Source organism: Pseudomonas sp. GB2N2 (assembly GCF_054897705.1).
On the sequence record NZ_CM142701.1, the window covers coordinates 2,953,682 to 2,970,796 of the forward strand.

The window sequence follows — 17,115 nt, forward strand, 5'->3', positions numbered from 1 at the left end:
ATGTCAGGTCACACGGTATCGACCTTCAACGAGTGGTCATTCAACATGCCGTTGATGATCGTCGCCGTATCCGCACCGGCAACCAACCCGCCCGCGCCCGGTGTCACGCCGTAATGGCTGGCCAGATTGACGCCGGCGAGGTCGATGGTCTGGTTCGGTGCAGCACCGGCCATGGCACTGACGTCAATGCTGGTGACCAGCGAATCGCCGCTGCCGGTGACTTTGAAGTGAAGGTAGTCATCCAGCGACGCCGCGGTGCTGTTTTCGCCTTGCAGCAATTGCGACAGGTCCAGCTTGTCGGTGCCTGGGGTGAAGTCAGTGACGACGTCGTGGCCGCTGTTGCCTTTGAGCCACTGGAAGGTGTCCGCGCCAGCACCACCGGTGAGGGTGTTGTTGCCGAGGCCGCCGATGAGGAAGTCATCGCCGCCGCCACCGTTGAGCATGTCGTTGCCGAGGCCACCGTTGATGACGTTGTTATGGCTGTCACCGGTGAGCTTGTCATCGAAGTCGGAACCGACGAGGTTTTCGATCGAGGTCAGGGTGTCGGTGCCGGCGCCCAGGGTGTTTTGCGCGCCGAGCAGGCTCAGGTCAACTTTCACCCCCGCGGTGGCGTGGGCGTAGCTCGCGGTGTCGATGCCAGTGCCGCCGTCCAACAGGTCGTTGCCCGGTCCGCTGTAGAGCAAGTCGTTGCCGGCGCCGCCATGCAGTTCGTTGTTGCCGGCACCGGCGGTGAGCACATCGTTGCCGTCGCCCGCGTTGATCACGTTGTTGCCCGTGCCCGCCACCAGCACGTCATCGCCTGCCGTACCGGTGAGGGTGTGGCCTTCCTGATAAGTAATGCTCACCGCCGCGCTGTCGCTGCCGCCATGGTGGTCGTTGGCGGTGTAGGTGCCGTGGTAGTCCGGGGTGATGTCGTGAGCGCCGGAGTAGTCGACGGTCAGCTTCAGCTGGTAATTTTCAGCGCCCTTGCCGTTCTTGCCACCGTCGTCGATGTTGGTAATGTGGATCTGGTAAGTGCCATCCGCCGTCGCCGTGATGGTCTGACCGTCACTGACGGGAACGAACGCACCGCCGTTGACCGAGTACTCCATGGCGACGTGACCGGCCGCCAGGTTGTGGTCCAGGTTAAGCGTCTCGCCCTGCTTCAGGTTGACGGTGATGCGATCCTCGTCATTGGCATTCGCGGTGGTGACCGCCCCGAGGTAGCCGCTGACCAAAAGGACCGCGGTCATGGTGGCCGCATTCGCCGCAAAAGAGCTGCGCACGTCTGCCAACGCCTGGTTCGCCGCACTGTTAGCAGAGTTGGCGAACGTGGTAATCACGCCGGTCCCGGTGAAATCCGCGCCCTTGGCGGCCCAGCCGGTGTTGAACGTGGTCGGCGAGGCCGTCAGCGGATCGCCGTTGGCATCGGTGTCGTTGGCCAGCAGCGCTTCGCCCGGCACAGCAACGTTGGCCGACAGGATGTTGGTGATGACGTGATCTTCGACCGCAACCGGTGGCGCGTTCGGAACGACCTTGACCACCAGCGTGGAGCTGGCCAGATCACCATCGTTGTCGCTGATCGTGTAGCTGACGTTTTCGGTGATCACCGTCGCGGTGGCTTTCTGCGAGGTGTAGGTGTATTCGCCGGTGTCGAGGTTCACCACCAGCGTGCCTTTGCCATCAGTGGCGATGCTCAGGGTGTTGTTGACGGTGTTGAAAGTGCCGTGGTTGGCGCCGCCGCTGAAACCCAGCGTACCCTGATTGCTGTTGCCTTTCGGGTCATAGCTGTAGGTGGTGCCATCGACCGTGATCGATTTGACGAAACCACCATCCGCACCGAACGTACCGCCGTCGCCCAGCAGCGAACCGGTAACCGGCGCGCCAACCACGGTGCCTGTCAGTACCGCGTTGAGCTGGCCAAGATCTTTGACGATGACCGCATTGGTATTGGTGCCATGGCCGGTGCCGGCCGTGCCGTCGTAAGCCAGTGGATCGAGGTTGGCGTTGCTGACGCCGTTGCCCAGGCCGATCGCGTAGTTCTTGATGTGGTTCTCTTCGAGGAACGCTTTCCAGTTCGCCTCGTCCGTTTTGCCGATGTCCCCTTCGTTAGGTTTACCGTCGGAGAAGAAGTAGCCCACGTTCTGCGCACCGGTCAGTTTGCCGCTGGTGTCGAACGCTTTTTGCGCCACGTCTACAGCCGCGTCGTAGTTGGTATTGCCGCCCGCCGTCAGGCTGGAAATGATCGACTTGGCCGTTGCCACATCGACCCAGACCGAGGTCTTGTCGGTGGCGCCGCTGCTGAAGGTGACGATTTGCACTTTGACGTCGCCGAGGTCGTCGTACTTGTTGAGCAAGTCGCTGATCGCCTTCTTCGCGAGGTCCAGTCGCGACAGCCCATCCACGCCGGAACCGTCTTTCATGCTGCCGGACACGTCGATCACCAGCAGCAGATTGGTGTCGACTTCAGCGGCGGCCACGGAACGCTCGGAGGCGACTGCATTGGGCACGTCATCGACGATGTTGACCTTGATCGTGCTGATGCTGGAATTGCCCAGCGCATCGGTGGCTTTGTACGTAAAACTTTCACTCAGCGTGTTCGCGCCGTTGTTCGCGTTCGGTGTGGTGCTGGCCGGCGAGGTCAGGGTGTAGGTGTAGGTGCCGTTGGGGTTGAGCAAGATCTGACCGTACGTTCCGTGATCGCTGCCGACCAGGGTGTAAGTGACCGTGCCCACCGCGCCGGTAACCGAACCGACCAGCGTGCCTGAAGCGGTTTCGCCGGTGCTGTGCGGGTCGCTGCCGGTGACCGTGCCGGGTGCCAGGTCCTGGCCGTCCTTGCTCAAGTCGAGGGCTTTTTCGAAGACGGTCACGTCGTTGTCGGTAGCGGCCGTGATGCAGGCGTTGTGCACGTCGATGGTGATCGTGGTGGTGCTTTCGTCGCCGTCGCCGTCACGCAAGGTGTAGGTGAAGGTATCGGTCGCGCCGGGGGCGCCTACCGAATTCGGGTTGCTGTGGTATTCCGCGTTGCCCTGGGCATCGAGGGTCAGGTAACCGTAGGTGCCAGTGATCTGGGTGCCGACGCCGTTGTGGACCGGGCTCGAAACGTCCGAGCCGGCGCGCACGCCAACCACACCACCGCCCGCAGCGGCACCATCGGCGCCAACCACGTCATTGGTCAGCACGTTGCCGCTGATGATGCCGCCTTCAGCAACGGAAGCCAGTTCCGGGTGAGCCGTCGGCACGTCATCGACGATGTTGATCACGATGGTGCTGGTGACGGTGTTGCCGACGTTATCGGTGGCCGAATAGGTGAAGCTTTCGGTCACGGTATTGGCACCGTCGTTCGCTTGCGGCGAAGTACCGGCCGGCGAAGTCAGGGTGTAGGTGTAGGTGCCATCCGCGTTGATCAGGATCTGGCCATACGCACCGTGGTCGTTACCGATCAGTGCGTAGGTGACCGTACCGACCGCGCCGGTGACCGAGCCGACCAACGTGCCGGAAGCGGTTTCACCCGTGCTGCCGGGCTGGCTTCCGGAAACCGTGCCAGGTGCCAGGTCTTGGCCGTCCTTACTCAGGTCCAGCGCACTTTCATGGACAATGACGTCAGTGTCGCTGACCGCTTTGATGCAGCTGTTGATCACGTCGACGGTGATCGTGGTGGTGCTTTCGTCGCCGTCGCCGTCACGCAAGGTGTAGGTGAAGGTATCGGTCGCGCCGGGGGCGCCTACCGAGTTCGGGTTGCTGTGGTATTCCGCGTTGCCCTGGGCATCGAGGGTCAGGTAGCCGTAGGTGCCAGTGATCTGGGTGCCGACGCCGTTGTGGACAGGGGTCGAAACGTCAGAACCGGCGCGTACACCAACCACACCACCACCGGCTGCCGGACCATCGGCGCCAACCACGTCATTGGTCAGCACGTTGCCGCTGATGATGCCGCCTTCAGCAACGGAAGCCAGTTCCGGGTGAGCCGTCGGCACATCATCGACGATGTTGATCACGATGGTGCTGGTGACGGTGTTACCGACGTTATCGGTGGCCGAATAGGTGAAGCTTTCGGTCACGGTATTGGCACCGTCGTTCGCTTGCGGCGAGGTGCCGGCCGGCGAAGTCAGGGTGTAGGTGTAGGTGCCATCCGCGTTGATCAGGATCTGGCCATAAGTGCCGTGATCGTTGCCGACCAGGGCGTAGGTGACCGTACCGACCGCGCCGGTGACCGAGCCGACCAACGTGCCGGAAGCGGTTTCACCCGTGCTGCCGGGCTGGCTTCCGGAAACCGTGCCAGGTGCCAGGTCTTGGCCGTCCTTACTCAGGTCCAGCGCACTTTCATGGACAGTGACGTCAGTGTCGCTAACCGCTTTGATGCAGCTGTTGATCACGTCGACGGTGATCGTGGTGGTGCTTTCGTCGCCGTCGCCGTCACGCAAGGTGTAGGTGAAGGTATCGGTCGCGCCGGGGGCGCCTACCGAGTTCGGGTTGCTGTGGTATTCCGCGTTGCCCTGGGCATCGAGGGTCAGGTAACCGTAGGTGCCAGTGATCTGGGTGCCGACGCCGTTGTGGACCGGGGTCGAAACGTCAGAACCGGCGCGTACACCAACCACACCACCACCGGCTGCCGGACCATCGGCGCCAACCACGTCATTGGTCAGCACGTTGCCGCTGATGATGCCGCCTTCAGCAACGGAAGCCAGTTCCGGGTGAGCCGTCGGCACGTCATCGACGATGTTGATCACGATGGTGCTGGTGACGGTGTTGCCGACGTTATCGGTGGCCGAATAGGTGAAGCTTTCGGTCACGGTATTGGCACCGTCGTTCGCTTGCGGCGAAGTACCGGCCGGCGAAGTCAGGGTGTAGGTGTAGGTACCGTCCGCGTTGATCAGGATCTGGCCATAAGTGCCGTGATCGTTGCCGACCAAGGCGTAGGTGACCGTACCGACCGCGCCGGTGACCGAGCCGACCAACGTGCCGGAAGCGGTTTCGCCCGTGCTGCCGGGTTGGCTTCCGGAAACCGTGCCGGGTGCCAGGTCTTGGCCGTCCTTGGTCAGGTCCAGCGCATTTTCGGAGACGGTTACTGCACTGCCATGTGCCGTGATGCTGCTGTTGATCACGTCGACGGTGATCGTGGTGGTGCTCTCGTCACCGTCGCCGTCACGCAGGGTGTAGGTGAAGGTGTCCGTTGCGCCAGCGCCGCTCACCGAGTTCGGGTTGCTGTGGTACTCGGCGTTGCCCTGGGCATCGAGAGTCAGGTACCCGTAGGTGCCGTTGATCTGGGTGCCGACGCCGGTATGCACCGGAGTAGAAACGTCAGAACCCGCGCGTACACCAACCACACCACCACCGGCTGCCGGACCATCGGCGCCAACCACGTCATTGGTCAGCACGTTGCCGCTGATGATGCCGCCTTCAGCAACGGAAGCCAGTTCCGGGTGAGCCGTCGGCACGTCATCGACGATGTTGATCACGATGGTGCTGGTGACGGTGTTGCCGACGTTATCGGTGGCCGAATAGGTGAAGCTTTCGGTCACGGTATTGGCACCGTCGTTCGCTTGCGGCGAAGTACCGGCCGGCGAAGTCAGGGTGTAGGTGTAGGTACCGTCCGCGTTGATCAGGATCTGGCCATAAGTGCCGTGATCGTTGCCGACCAAGGCGTAGGTGACCGTACCGACCGCGCCGGTGACCGAGCCGACCAACGTGCCGGAAGCGGTTTCGCCCGTGCTGCCGGGTTGGCTTCCGGAAACCGTGCCGGGTGCCAGGTCTTGGCCGTCCTTCGTCAGGTCCAGCGCATTTTCGGAGACGGTTACTGCACTGCCATGTGCCGTGATGCTGCTGTTGATCACGTCGACGGTGATCGTGGTGGTGCTCTCGTCACCGTCGCCGTCACGCAGGGTGTAGGTGAAGGTGTCCGTTGCGCCAGCGCCGCTCACCGAGTTCGGGTTGCTGTGGTACTCCGCGTTGCCCTGGGCATCGAGGGTCAGGTAGCCGTAGGTGCCGTTGATCTGGGTGCCGACGCCGGTATGCACCGGAGTAGAAACGTCGGAGCCGGCGCGCACGCCAACCACACCACCACCGGCTGCCGGACCATCGGCGCCAACCACGTCATTGGTCAGCACGTTGCCGCTGATGATGCCGCCTTCAGCAACGGAAGCCAGTTCCGGGTGAGCCGTCGGCACGTCATCGACGATGTTGATCACGATGGTGCTGGTGACCGTGTTGCCGACGTTATCGGTGGCCGAATAGGTGAAGCTTTCGGTCACGGTATTGGCACCGTCGTTCGCTTGCGGCGAAGTACCGGCCGGCGAAGTCAGGGTGTAGGTGTAGGTGCCATCCGTGTTGATCAGGATCTGGCCATAAGTGCCGTGATCGTTGCCGACCAGGGCGTAGGTGACCGTACCGACCGCGCCGGTGACCGAGCCGACCAACGTGCCGGAAGCGGTTTCGCCCGTGCTGCCGGGTTGGCTTCCGGAAACCGTGCCGGGTGCCAGGTCTTGGCCGTCCTTGGTCAGGTCCAGCGCGTTTTCGGAGACGGTTACTTCATTGGCGCTAGCCGCGATGCTGCTGTTGTGGACGTCGATGATGATCGTCGTGGTGCTTTCATCACCGTCGCCATCACGCAAGGTGTAGGTGAAGGTATCGGTCGCGCCGGGGGCGCCTACCGAGTTCGGGTTGCTGTGGTATTCGGCATTGCCCAAGGCATCGATCGTGAGGTAACCGTAGGTGCCATTGATCTGGGTGCCGACGCCGGTATGCACTGGATTCGAAACGTCAGAACCGGCGCGTACGCCAACCACACCGCCACCTGCTGCCGGACCATCGGCACCGACCACGTCATTGGTCAGCACGTTGCCGGTGATGATGCCGCCCTCGGCGACGGAGGCGAGGTCAGCGTGCGCGGTCGGCACGTCATCGACGATGTTGACGTTGAGCTGCCCGGTCGCGGTGCTGCCATCGACATCCTTGGCCACCACGTCGAAGTTTTCGGAGATGCTGTTGGTACCGTCCGCATTCGGGTGGGTGTCGCTGTGATTCAGCGTGTAGCTGTAGGTCACCGTGCCGGTCGCCGGGTCGTAACCGGTGATGGTGAACGTGGCGCCAGTGGGAGTCGAAGCCGACTGCGGGAAGCCCGCGGCCACACCACCGGTGACGACGGCGATGCCGCCCACGGTCAAAGTTTGCAGACCATCCGGCGCAGAGACGGTGAAGGTGCCGGTCTGGATCAGGGCCGGAGCATCAGGGTCGGTGCCGGAGGTGAGGTTTTTCTCGTTTACGGTCAGCTCGCCGCCGTCTGAGTCGAGGCCGGTCAGCGTGACGGGATTGTCCGGGGTATTCGGAACAATCGGGGTATCGGGAGTAATCGGGGTAACTGGAACAACAGGGGCATCCGGGGCGCCGGGAACAATCGGCGCGGCCAATGGGTTGGCGCCGTTATCCGGGTTACCGGCGACACGTTCCAGGGGAACTTCGGGCACACCGTTGAAGCCAGCCGTCGGGAAACCGACGTTCGGATCGACCCGCCCGGCCACTTCTTCCAGCAGCACAAAACTGTGGCCGCCGCCCAACGCGCCACCCGGTCCGCCCGGCGTACCCGGACCTGCCGCCGTCGCTTCCGCGGTCTGCGTCGGGTCATCACCCGCCGCGATGGCTTTCTGCACGCGTTCGACATCGGTCAGTTGCGCCTCAGTCGGCGTGGTCGCCTCCGCGGTATTCACGTGGGAAGCGTGATCCACCAGCAACTGGGCATTCATTTGCAGACTGCTGCCACGCCCGAGGGTCAGTTCCTGGCCATTTTGCAGGTGCACCGCCACCGCGCCTTCGGCCCCGGTCAACAGTTGATCGCCGGCAAACAGCCGATCCCCTTCGACCAGTGCCCGGCGGGTGCCGTTGCTCGCCTCGGCGAACACCTGACCAATGACCTTACTGACGATACCGATGAGCGTAGCCATGTGCATTTCCTCCGCTGCCAACTGTTGTCGGCATCCTGTTGTTTGCGAAGAACGTGCTCATGGCGAGAGCGGGCGATCGGCGGATCGTCTACCGGGCTGCGACTGGCTTAATCAAACCGCTGCCCTGGCGACAATCTCGCCGATCATGTCGCACGCGAGGCAAGCCTTCCGTTTGCGCAAAAACCCAATGTAATCAACAACATCGGGGCGCCGTTCACGAAACAACCTTACCTGCGAGCGATGCGTAACGGTTTTGAACCAGCAAGTGACAGAAAACCGTCACCCGAAAACCGTTACGCGTCCCTCCCCTCCAGCACTCCTTCGCCCAATTTCGATAAGTGGACTGAACTTTTTACCAACCCCTGATAAGCTCCCTAAGCGCTTAAATCAAAGGCTTTCAGGATGAACAGTGTGCTGGATTCATCAGAGCGCATAAGTTTATTTTGGAATAACAGTTATGAGAAATACTTCTAAGCTTCTTTGAAGAATGTTCTTAGCTCTGATGTTACAAGTATGAAACGCTTTCACCTATAAATGCCGTCAAATATTTGGCGACTGATAAAGCACCATTAGGATTTTCAGGGAGATGTACCCATGCGCCGATTGAACCCCCTTTGCAGTGCGATTTTATTGGCCATGGCCTGCACCTCTCAGGCTCAAGCCATGTCTTTGACCGAGGCAATTCAGAGCACCATAGCCACTCACCCTGAACTTGCTTCGCGGGTTGACAGCCGTCTGTCCGCAGATGAAGACGTAAAAGTCGCCAAAGGCGGGTTTTATCCTTCCGTTGATCTGAATGCCGCGTACGGGCGCGGGTACAGCGACAACACCAACACCCGGGCCTTCGGTAACCACGACACCCGAATCCTGACCTACACCCAATCCGAGCTGCGCCTGCGGCAGATGCTTTTCGATGGTTTCAACACGTCCAACGAAGTCGAACGGACCAAAGGCGTGGTCAATTCCCGGGCCTATTACGCTCAGGGCACCGCGCAGGACCTGGCCCTGCGCACCATCGAAGTTTACCTCGACGTGCTAAAGCGCCGCGAACTGGTGACGCTGGCCAAGAACAACCTGCAGGCGCATTTGCGGGTCAACGACCAGATCGGCCTGCGCACCCAGCGCGGCATCGGCAGCAACGCCGACGCCGATCAGTCCGTGGCACGTCGTGCGCTCGCCGAGAACAACCTCGACACCGCCGAAGTCGATCTGGCTGACTCCGAAGCGAATTTTTTCGCGGTGACCGGTCGCAAGGCCGATGAACTGGAAACACTGCCATCGATCAAGGGTGAACTGCCCACCAACATCCTCGACGCTCAACAGAGCATGGTCGACAACAACCCGTACCTGAAATCTGCCCAGGCCGACGTGCAATCGGCCGAGAGCCAGTACGAAGTGGCCAAGTCGCCGTTCTACCCGCGTTTCGACGCTGAAGCGGCTGTCGGCGCGAACAACAACGTGGCGGGCGAAGAAGGCCATGACAACGAATGGCGCGTTGGCATCGTGATGAACTACAACCTGTTCCGCGGCGGTAGCGACAAGGCGCGACTGGCGTCCGATGCGCACAAGATCAATCAGGCCATGGACATCCGCAACAACGCCCTGCGCCAGCTAAACGAAAACATCCACCTGGCCTGGAACGCCATGCTCAACGCGCGCAAACAGACCCCGAGCGCCCGCGAATACGCCGAAACCACGACGCGTGTGCGGGCGGCGTATCAGGACCAGTTCGGCCTCGGCCAACGCACCCTGCTCGACGTACTGGACAGCGAAAACGAACTCTACAATGCCAACCGTCGCTACACCGAGGTACGCTACACCGAGGAATATTCGATGTACCGTGTATTAGCAAACATGGGTGAGTTGCTAAGCAAGCAACGCGTAGTGCTGCCTGCCGATGCGATCGCCAAAAGCGAAGTGAAAAACGAAGCCCGTCTGCCTGAACTGAAGTAACGCATTGGAGCTATCAATTTGACCAGCATGGAACCCGGCAACACCGGTGTCGATCCGCGGCTGAGCTTCGATGACCCGCTTCTGGACGGGCTGCTGATTCTCTGCAAACTTCATGGCGCGGTGGTCAGCCGCGCCAGCCTGAGTGCCGGGCTGCCAATGGCACACCAACGCCTGAGCCTGGACCTGCTGCCCCGAGCAGCAGCCCGGGCCAGTTTGCAGGCGCGGTTGTTACGCCGCGACCTGGCTGACATCTCCGCGCTCAACCTGCCGGTGATGCTGATCCTCAACAACGGCCGTACAGCCGTGCTGCGCCGCTTCGGCGACGATGGCCGCTTACTGATTCTGCCGAGCGAAGCCGATGGCGGCGAGCAATGGGTCAACCGTGAAGAACTCACCGAAAACTATAGCGGCCAAGCGTTGTTCGCCCGGCCGCGCCACGAACTCGAAGACTTGCGCTCGCCGCTGGTACCCCGAGTAGACGCGTGGTTTCGCGATACGGTGAAACTGTCGAAATGGCTGTACAGCGATGCGATTCTCGCCAGTTTTCTGATTAACCTGCTGGGGCTGATGGTCCCGCTGTTCGTGATGCAGACCTACGACCGGGTAGTGCCGAACCAGGCCACGTCCACGTTATGGGTGCTGTCCATCGGCTTGCTGATCGGCACCGGTTTCGAACTGGCATTGCGCGTAGTTCGCGCGCATCTGCTGGACACTGCCGGCAAGAAAACCGATGTCATCCTTTCCGCGACCCTGTTTGAACGCATCACCGGCATGTCGATGAAAGCGCGCCCGGCGACCATCGGTGGTTTCGCCCAAAGCATCCATGACTTCCAGGGCCTGCGCGAATTCCTCACCGCCGTGACCCTGACCAGCCTGATCGACCTGCCCTTCGCCGTGCTGATGCTGGTGGTGATCGGCCTGCTCGGTGGCTGGTTGGTGGTGATTCCGTTGCTGGCGTTCCCGATCACGATCATGTTCGCAATGATCATTCAGGTGCGTCTGCGCGACACCGTGCAAAAAAGCCTGACCCTCGGCGCCGAGCGCCAGGCCCTGCTGATCGAAACCCTCGGTGGCCTGGAAACCCTCAAGGCCTGTAGCGCCGAAAGTGAACGCCAGCACAAATGGGAAAGTACCCACGGCGCCCTCACCCGCCTCGACAGCCATGCGCGCAACCTCTCGGCACTGGCGACCAACGGCACACTGTTCATCCAGCAGTTCTCCGGCATGGCGACCATCGTCGCCGGGGTCTACAGCATCATCGCCGGCAACCTCAGCGTTGGCGCACTGGTGGCAACCTACATGCTCGGCAGCCGCGTACTCGCGCCGCTGGGGCAGATCGCGGGGCTGATCACCCGTTATCAGCAAGCGCAACTGACGATGAAAAGCACCGATGCGCTGATGGGCTTGCCGCAGGAACGCGACGCGAAACAGCGGCCACTGGAGCGCACGCAACTGCAAGGCGCCCTCGACGTCAACGGCGTGACTTTTCACTACAACGGCCAGAACTCGCCGGCGCTGGCCAACATCAGTTTCAGCCTGAAACCCGGTGAACGGGTCGGCATCATCGGTCGCAGTGGCTCGGGCAAAAGTACCCTCGGACGGCTGGTGATGGGGTTTTACGAACCTGAGGAAGGCCAACTGCTGCTCGATGGCCTGGACCTGCGGCAACTTGATGTCGCCGACCTGCGCCAACAGATCGGCTACGTCGCCCATGATTTGCCACTGCTGGCCGGCAGCCTGCGTGACAACCTGACCCTCGGCGCCCGTTACATCAGCGATGCGCGGATGCTTGAAGTCGCGGAATTGACCGGTGTGACCGAACTCGCCCGCCAACATCCCCAAGGGTTTGACCGGCCTGTCGGCGAACGTGGGCAGTTGCTGTCGGGCGGTCAACGCCAAGCGGTGTTGCTGGCTCGCGCGTTGTTGCTCGACCCGCCGATCATGCTGCTCGACGAACCTACCAGCGCCATGGACAACAGCAGCGAAGATGTCTTGCGGCAAAAACTTCACAGTTGGGTCCAGGGCAAAACCCTGTTGCTGGTAACCCACCGCACCTCGATGCTCAGCCTGGTTGATCGATTGGTGGTGCTGGACAACGGAAGGATCGTCGCCGACGGTCCGAAAGAAGCCGTCATTGATGCACTGCGCAAGGGCCGTGTCGGCTCTGCGGCCGTCTAGGAGGCCGCCATGGCATCTTCACAAAGTTCACGCGGTTATTTCGACAGCTTCAGCAAAAGTGCCGAAAGCGAATACATGCCGGAAACCGCCGGCGCGTCATTGCAGGATTCACCACGCTGGTCGCGGATCACCGTGTGGCTCGCTGCGGCGCTGATCATCAGCGCTGTGGTCTGGGCTAAATTCGCCGTGTTGCAGGAAGTCACCATGGGCGAAGGCAAGGCGATTCCGTCGAGCAAGGTTCAGGTGATCCAGAACCTGGAGGGCGGCATCGTCACAGAGATTTTCGTGCGCGAAGGGCAGATGGTGAACAAGGGCGACACCTTGCTGCGCCTGGATGACACGCGGTTTCTGTCGAACAAGGGCGAAAGCGAGGCCGATCGGTATGCGCTGACCGCGCAGGTCGAACGCCTGTCCGCCGAGGCCGAGGGTCGGCCGTTCAAATTGTCGGCAGAGGTGATCGCCAAGGCGCCGCAGGTGGCCGGGGACGAACGCTCGCTGTACGACCAACGCCAACGCCGGCTCGCCAGCGAACAGCGCACGCTGACCGAGCAACTTCGGCAGAAAACCCAGGAACTCGCGGAGTTTCGCTCGAAACAGAGCCAATTCAGTTCAAGCCTGGCGCTGCTCCAGGAAGAAATGAACATGTCCGCGCCGCTGGTGGGCACCGGGGCGGTTTCACCGGTGGAAATCCTCCGACTCAAACGCAGCGCCGTGGAAATTCGCGGCTCGCTGAATGCCACAACACTGGCGATTCCCCGCGCCGAATCGGCGATCAACGAGATCAAAAGCAAGATCGACGAGTCTGAACAATCCTTCCGCTCTGACGCTGCGAAAGAGCTGAATGAGAAACGCACTGACCTGTCGAAAATTACCGCATCGAGCATTGCCATCGACGACCGCGTCAGCCGTACGACGGTGATTTCGCCTGTGCACGGGATCATCAAAACGCTGAAGGTCAACACCATCGGCGGCGTGGTTCAGCCAGGCAGCGACATGGTGGAAATCGTGCCGATCGAAGAAAACCTGTTGATCGAAGCCAAGGTGCGGCCGCAGGACGTGGCGTTCCTGCACCCGGGACAGAAAGCGATGGTGAAATTCAGCGCGTATGACTACACGATCTACGGCGGTTTGAGCGCCAAGCTCGAGTTGATTGGTGCAGACACGATTACCGATGACAAGGGCAACAGCTTCTATCTGATTCAGGTACGCACCGACAAGAACCACTTGGGTGGCGATGTGAAACCGCTGTTGATCATTCCGGGGATGGTGGCAACCGTGGACATCATTACCGGGGAGAAAAGCGTGCTGGATTATCTGCTGAAGCCGGTGCTTAAAGCGCGGACCGAGGCGATGCGCGAGCGCTAAAAATGATTCAGGCGCCGCGGTAATTGATCCGGCCACTTTGTCGGAACGCCGCCCGGGGCAAGCCCGCTCCCACAGTGTTTTGTGGTGTTCACATAATTTGTGTAGGACGCGAATCCCTGTGGGAGCGGGCTTGCCCGCGATGAGGCCATCAAAAACGCCACCTATTTCGGACCATGGTTACGCTGAAAAACGGCCTCTGCGATCTCCGAAATCTACCCCTCGATTAACGCCCCGAACACTTTCTTTCACCGTTCGTCGAAAACCCTCTGCTACCTGTTATTTCTGACAGTAGATCAATTTTTTTTTCCGGCGCTGAATGTCAGGACCATTCGCGCAAAAAAATGGCCGAACCATTCAAAAGGAAAAATTGATTATGAATAAGCAAGCTTCCGAACTTCAGCCGCCGCCAACACCTGAATTAGAAGTGCCTGAAAGAGAAAACCTGATACTTGATCTAACTCACTTCGATCACGATCCTTCTGTCACCACCAAGCAATGGCCTCAGCCTCGCCTGTGGCTGGACGTTTTGGGAGTTGACGAAACCGGGGAAGAACTCGTCGTCAAGTTGCTTGAAGGCGACATAGCCACGCCAGAACAACTCGCCAAGGGATTCGATGAACTATTACCCTTAGACGAGCTGAAGAAGTTTAAAAACCGGTCCCGTATTTTTGTTCATGCAAAGATAACGCACAATGGCAATACAGACGTTTCCACCGCAAGGAGCTTTCCAACAAAGGAACTAACAATCCAAACCCAACCAGATCTGCCAGATCTGGATGAAACAACCAACTTCGATAACAACTCCCTGAACGGCTGGGAGAAAGGGCCTGAGCATTTAGTGTTTCACCTCCACATCGCACCCAGCAACGTATTCTGCGTGAGTAACACCGTGAAAGCTTCAACTGGAGTAATTCTGAAAAAAACCTTTGCTGTGACGAAGGGAAGATCTTATGAAATTTCAGTTCTAGCAGCAGCGGTGCAGCTAGAGGGTCAATTCATGCCTGATTTAACTTTGCATATAGGCAACCAAGCCTCACCGAAACAAGCAGTACGCGCTAGCTGGAATAAGTATAGCTTTTCAGCAGTTGCAACCTCGGACCAAACAACCTTCTCAATTCAAAGCACCACATCAAATGCTAATAAGGCGCAACAGTTTGACGATTTAAGAGTAAGAAGTTTGCCACACTAATGAATGATCGACTAAACAACCTCATGAGAGCCATTGATTATGAACACGCAAGCTTCCAACGTTCTGCCGCCCCCTATGCCTGATCTTGAAATGAAGGGGGCAAAAGATGACTTCCTTGATGTGAGTGGCCCTAATCCAGAGGCTTCTGTTATCTCAAAACCATGGGCAAAACCTAACGTATGGTTGCAAGTGCTCGGTGTCGACCACTCAAATCAGGAACACATCATCGGGCTCCATGAGTCCTCCCCAGCTACACCAGAACAACAAGCCGATGGACTTAACACTCCGATACCCAGAGAGAAACTGTTGGAATTCGCCAATAAGTCGAAGATCCATATCGAAGGTAATATTGCTTTCGATGGAGACACAAGTGAAGCTGCTGCTGAAAAGTTCCCCTCACTCGAACTGACCCTCATAAACGCGAAAGATAAGCACTATGATCTTGTAGATTTTGATGATCAAACATACGGAGGTTGGACCACGGGACCGGGAGGTGCTGAGTTTCAATTTGTACTAAATGCTCCTGGCGATTATGTACTATTTAACAACACCTCAACTCCAGGCGATCAACACAAGGGCATAGTCCTGCATAAAACATTCCCCACAGTACCCGGGGAAACGTATGAAATCTCAGTTGACGTAAAAAAAGACAACCCAGGAACTCCTGACGCCATGCTTTTTTTTAGCATCGACAATAACAACTCACCCATCCATGCGATATCCAGCTTGAACTGGACCAACCTGAAGTTCTCCGCCACGGCCACTTCCAACTCGACAGCGGGCGCACTTAACAACGATCAACATTTGACGAACGGCAATGACTTTTCGATTAACAATCTATTAATTAAATCTTTACCTTAGTGATGATTCGACCGTAGGGTCCGGACGGGCAACCTCGCAGTCACAGCGGGTTGCCTTCTGTTGATCTGCCACCGTGATTACGCTGAAAAATCGCCTCCCCCATCGCCGCAATCTGCCCGTCGATCAACGCTTCGAAAGGCTTTAACAACAGCTCGAATGAAGCCGGTGCTTCGAGCGTCTGCAACGCCTGCACAATCGCCTCAACCGTCGACAACGCCCCCGCCTCCGGCGCCTTGCGCAACCGATAACGCGACACTGCGCCATCCACCAAAGTCACTCGAGGCAACGCCGCCAGAAGCGGATTGAGGTGCAGCATTTTGCGCGCCTTGCGCCAGGTGCCGTCCGGGACCACCAGCAACAACGGTTGATCATTCGCGGTGTAAGCCTGCAACGGCTGCGCCTCTTCGCCGGGGAACAGCAGTCGCGCCTGATAGCCCGGTTGATTCAGCAGCGCCGGCAAATCCTCGAACACCTCACCGACAATAAGCTGCGCATTGTTCAACCCCAGCGCCGCCAGCCGCGCGGTGTTCAGCGCATGGTTCACTTCGCTCGGATGTTGCAGCAGCAAAACCCGGGTGCGGCTGTCGAGGCTGGGGATCAACGGACACAGGCAGTGGGTTTGCGGGCGCAGGCAGCGCGGGCACTGGATTCTGGACATCAGTTGTTTTCCTTCAAGCCGACTGATTGAGCTGCGCTTTGAGCAGGTCGCGAAACGTCTGGATCAGCGGCTCACGGCTGCGGCCCCGGCGGACGATCATCGAGAACGGCGCCTGGTAACCGAAGGTCGCCGGCAGCAGCACGCGCAGATCACCCTTGTCCGCCCACGCCTGGGCATAGTGCTCCGGCAGGTAACCGATGTAGGCGCCGGACAGCACCAGAATCAGCTGCGCTTCCATACTTTCAACGGTGGCGGCGCTGTGTTTAAAGCCGTGGCGCGCCAGTTCGGCCTGGCTCCAGTAACCGCGGCCGACCATGCGTTGCTGAGTAATCACTTGCTCGGGGATGCGCCGTTCGGTGAACAGCGGATGGCGGCTGCTGCAATACAACCAGTGTTGCTCGCGGTACAGCGGCATGTAGACCAACCCGCTCATGCGCGTGGAAAACGCGCCGATGGCCAGGTCGAGGCGGTTGTCCTGCACGCCGAGTTGCAGTTCGTACGGGCTCATCACCGACAGGTGCAAATGCACCGCCGGGTGCTCCTGATTATAGGCGCCGATGGCCTCGGCGAACGGCAACGCCTTATCGCTCACGGTAGAATCGATGACGCCGAGGTTCAGCGTGCCGCGCAGTTCGCCCTTCAATGCCGCCGCGTATTGTTCAAAGCCCTCCAGTTCACCGAGCAGGCGCAGGGTTTCCTGGTGGAACAGTTCGCCCTTGCTGGTCAGGCTGAACCCCCCGCGTCCGCGATGACACAGCACCAGGCCGAGGGCGGCTTCGAGCTGGCTCATGTAGGTGCTGATGGCCGACGTCGAGAGGTTGAGCGCTTGCTGGGCGTTGGCGAACCCCTGATGACGGACCACGCTGACGAAGATCCGCAACAGTTTCAGGTCGGGTAAAGCATTGGCCATGGCAGGCTCCTGTCACAAGGTTGTACGCGGTGCTTCGGGGAAAACACAATCTCTGTGGAAGCGGGCTTGCTCGCGAAAGCGGCGCGCC

At 59.6% G+C, this 17,115-nt stretch carries 8 protein-coding genes; 5 read left to right on the forward strand and 3 right to left on the reverse strand.

Annotation, left to right across the window (positions count from 1 at the left end; genetic code table 11):
* Positions 1–8 precede the first annotated feature (8 nt).
* Positions 9–7,913: a retention module-containing protein gene (locus ACYZT4_RS13710; RefSeq protein ID WP_461980388.1), complete on the reverse strand. Its 7,905-nt coding sequence runs from the start codon at positions 7,911–7,913 to the stop codon at positions 9–11.
* A gap of 594 nt (positions 7,914–8,507) precedes the next feature.
* Here ACYZT4_RS13710 and ACYZT4_RS13715 point away from each other — a divergent pair.
* From ACYZT4_RS13715 to ACYZT4_RS13735, 5 genes are all read left to right on the forward strand, one after another.
* Positions 8,508–9,866 carry a TolC family outer membrane protein gene (locus ACYZT4_RS13715; protein ID WP_461980390.1) on the forward strand — a complete coding sequence of 453 codons (1,359 nt, stop codon included), beginning with the start codon at positions 8,508–8,510 and terminating at the stop codon, positions 9,864–9,866.
* Between the two features lie 18 nt (positions 9,867–9,884).
* A complete protein-coding gene (locus ACYZT4_RS13720; protein ID WP_461980392.1) occupies positions 9,885–12,044 on the forward strand; it encodes a type I secretion system permease/ATPase in 2,160 nt (719 codons plus the stop codon).
* Between the two features lie 9 nt (positions 12,045–12,053).
* Positions 12,054–13,409 carry an HlyD family type I secretion periplasmic adaptor subunit gene (locus ACYZT4_RS13725; protein WP_461980393.1) on the forward strand — a complete coding sequence of 452 codons (1,356 nt, stop codon included), beginning with the start codon at positions 12,054–12,056 and terminating at the stop codon, positions 13,407–13,409.
* 373 nt (positions 13,410–13,782) lie between these two features.
* A complete protein-coding gene (locus ACYZT4_RS13730; protein ID WP_461980395.1) occupies positions 13,783–14,598 on the forward strand; it encodes a carbohydrate binding domain-containing protein in 816 nt (271 codons plus the stop codon).
* A 39-nt stretch (positions 14,599–14,637) separates the two neighbouring features.
* On the forward strand, positions 14,638–15,459 hold the full coding sequence (locus ACYZT4_RS13735) for a carbohydrate binding domain-containing protein (RefSeq protein WP_461980397.1): 822 nt from the start codon (positions 14,638–14,640) through the stop codon (positions 15,457–15,459).
* A 40-nt stretch (positions 15,460–15,499) separates the two neighbouring features.
* Here ACYZT4_RS13735 and ACYZT4_RS13740 read toward each other — a convergent pair whose 3' ends face one another.
* Together ACYZT4_RS13740 and ACYZT4_RS13745 are read right to left on the reverse strand one after the other, a co-directional pair.
* Positions 15,500–16,117 (reverse strand): tRNA-uridine aminocarboxypropyltransferase, encoded by a 618-nt coding sequence (locus ACYZT4_RS13740; protein ID WP_461980399.1) that lies wholly within the window; start codon positions 16,115–16,117, stop codon positions 15,500–15,502.
* Positions 16,118–16,130: 13 nt separating this feature from the next.
* Complete coding sequence (locus tag ACYZT4_RS13745) at positions 16,131–17,027, reverse strand: LysR family transcriptional regulator (protein ID WP_461980401.1); 897 nt, start codon at positions 17,025–17,027, stop codon at positions 16,131–16,133.
* Positions 17,028–17,115: the final 88 nt, after the last annotated feature.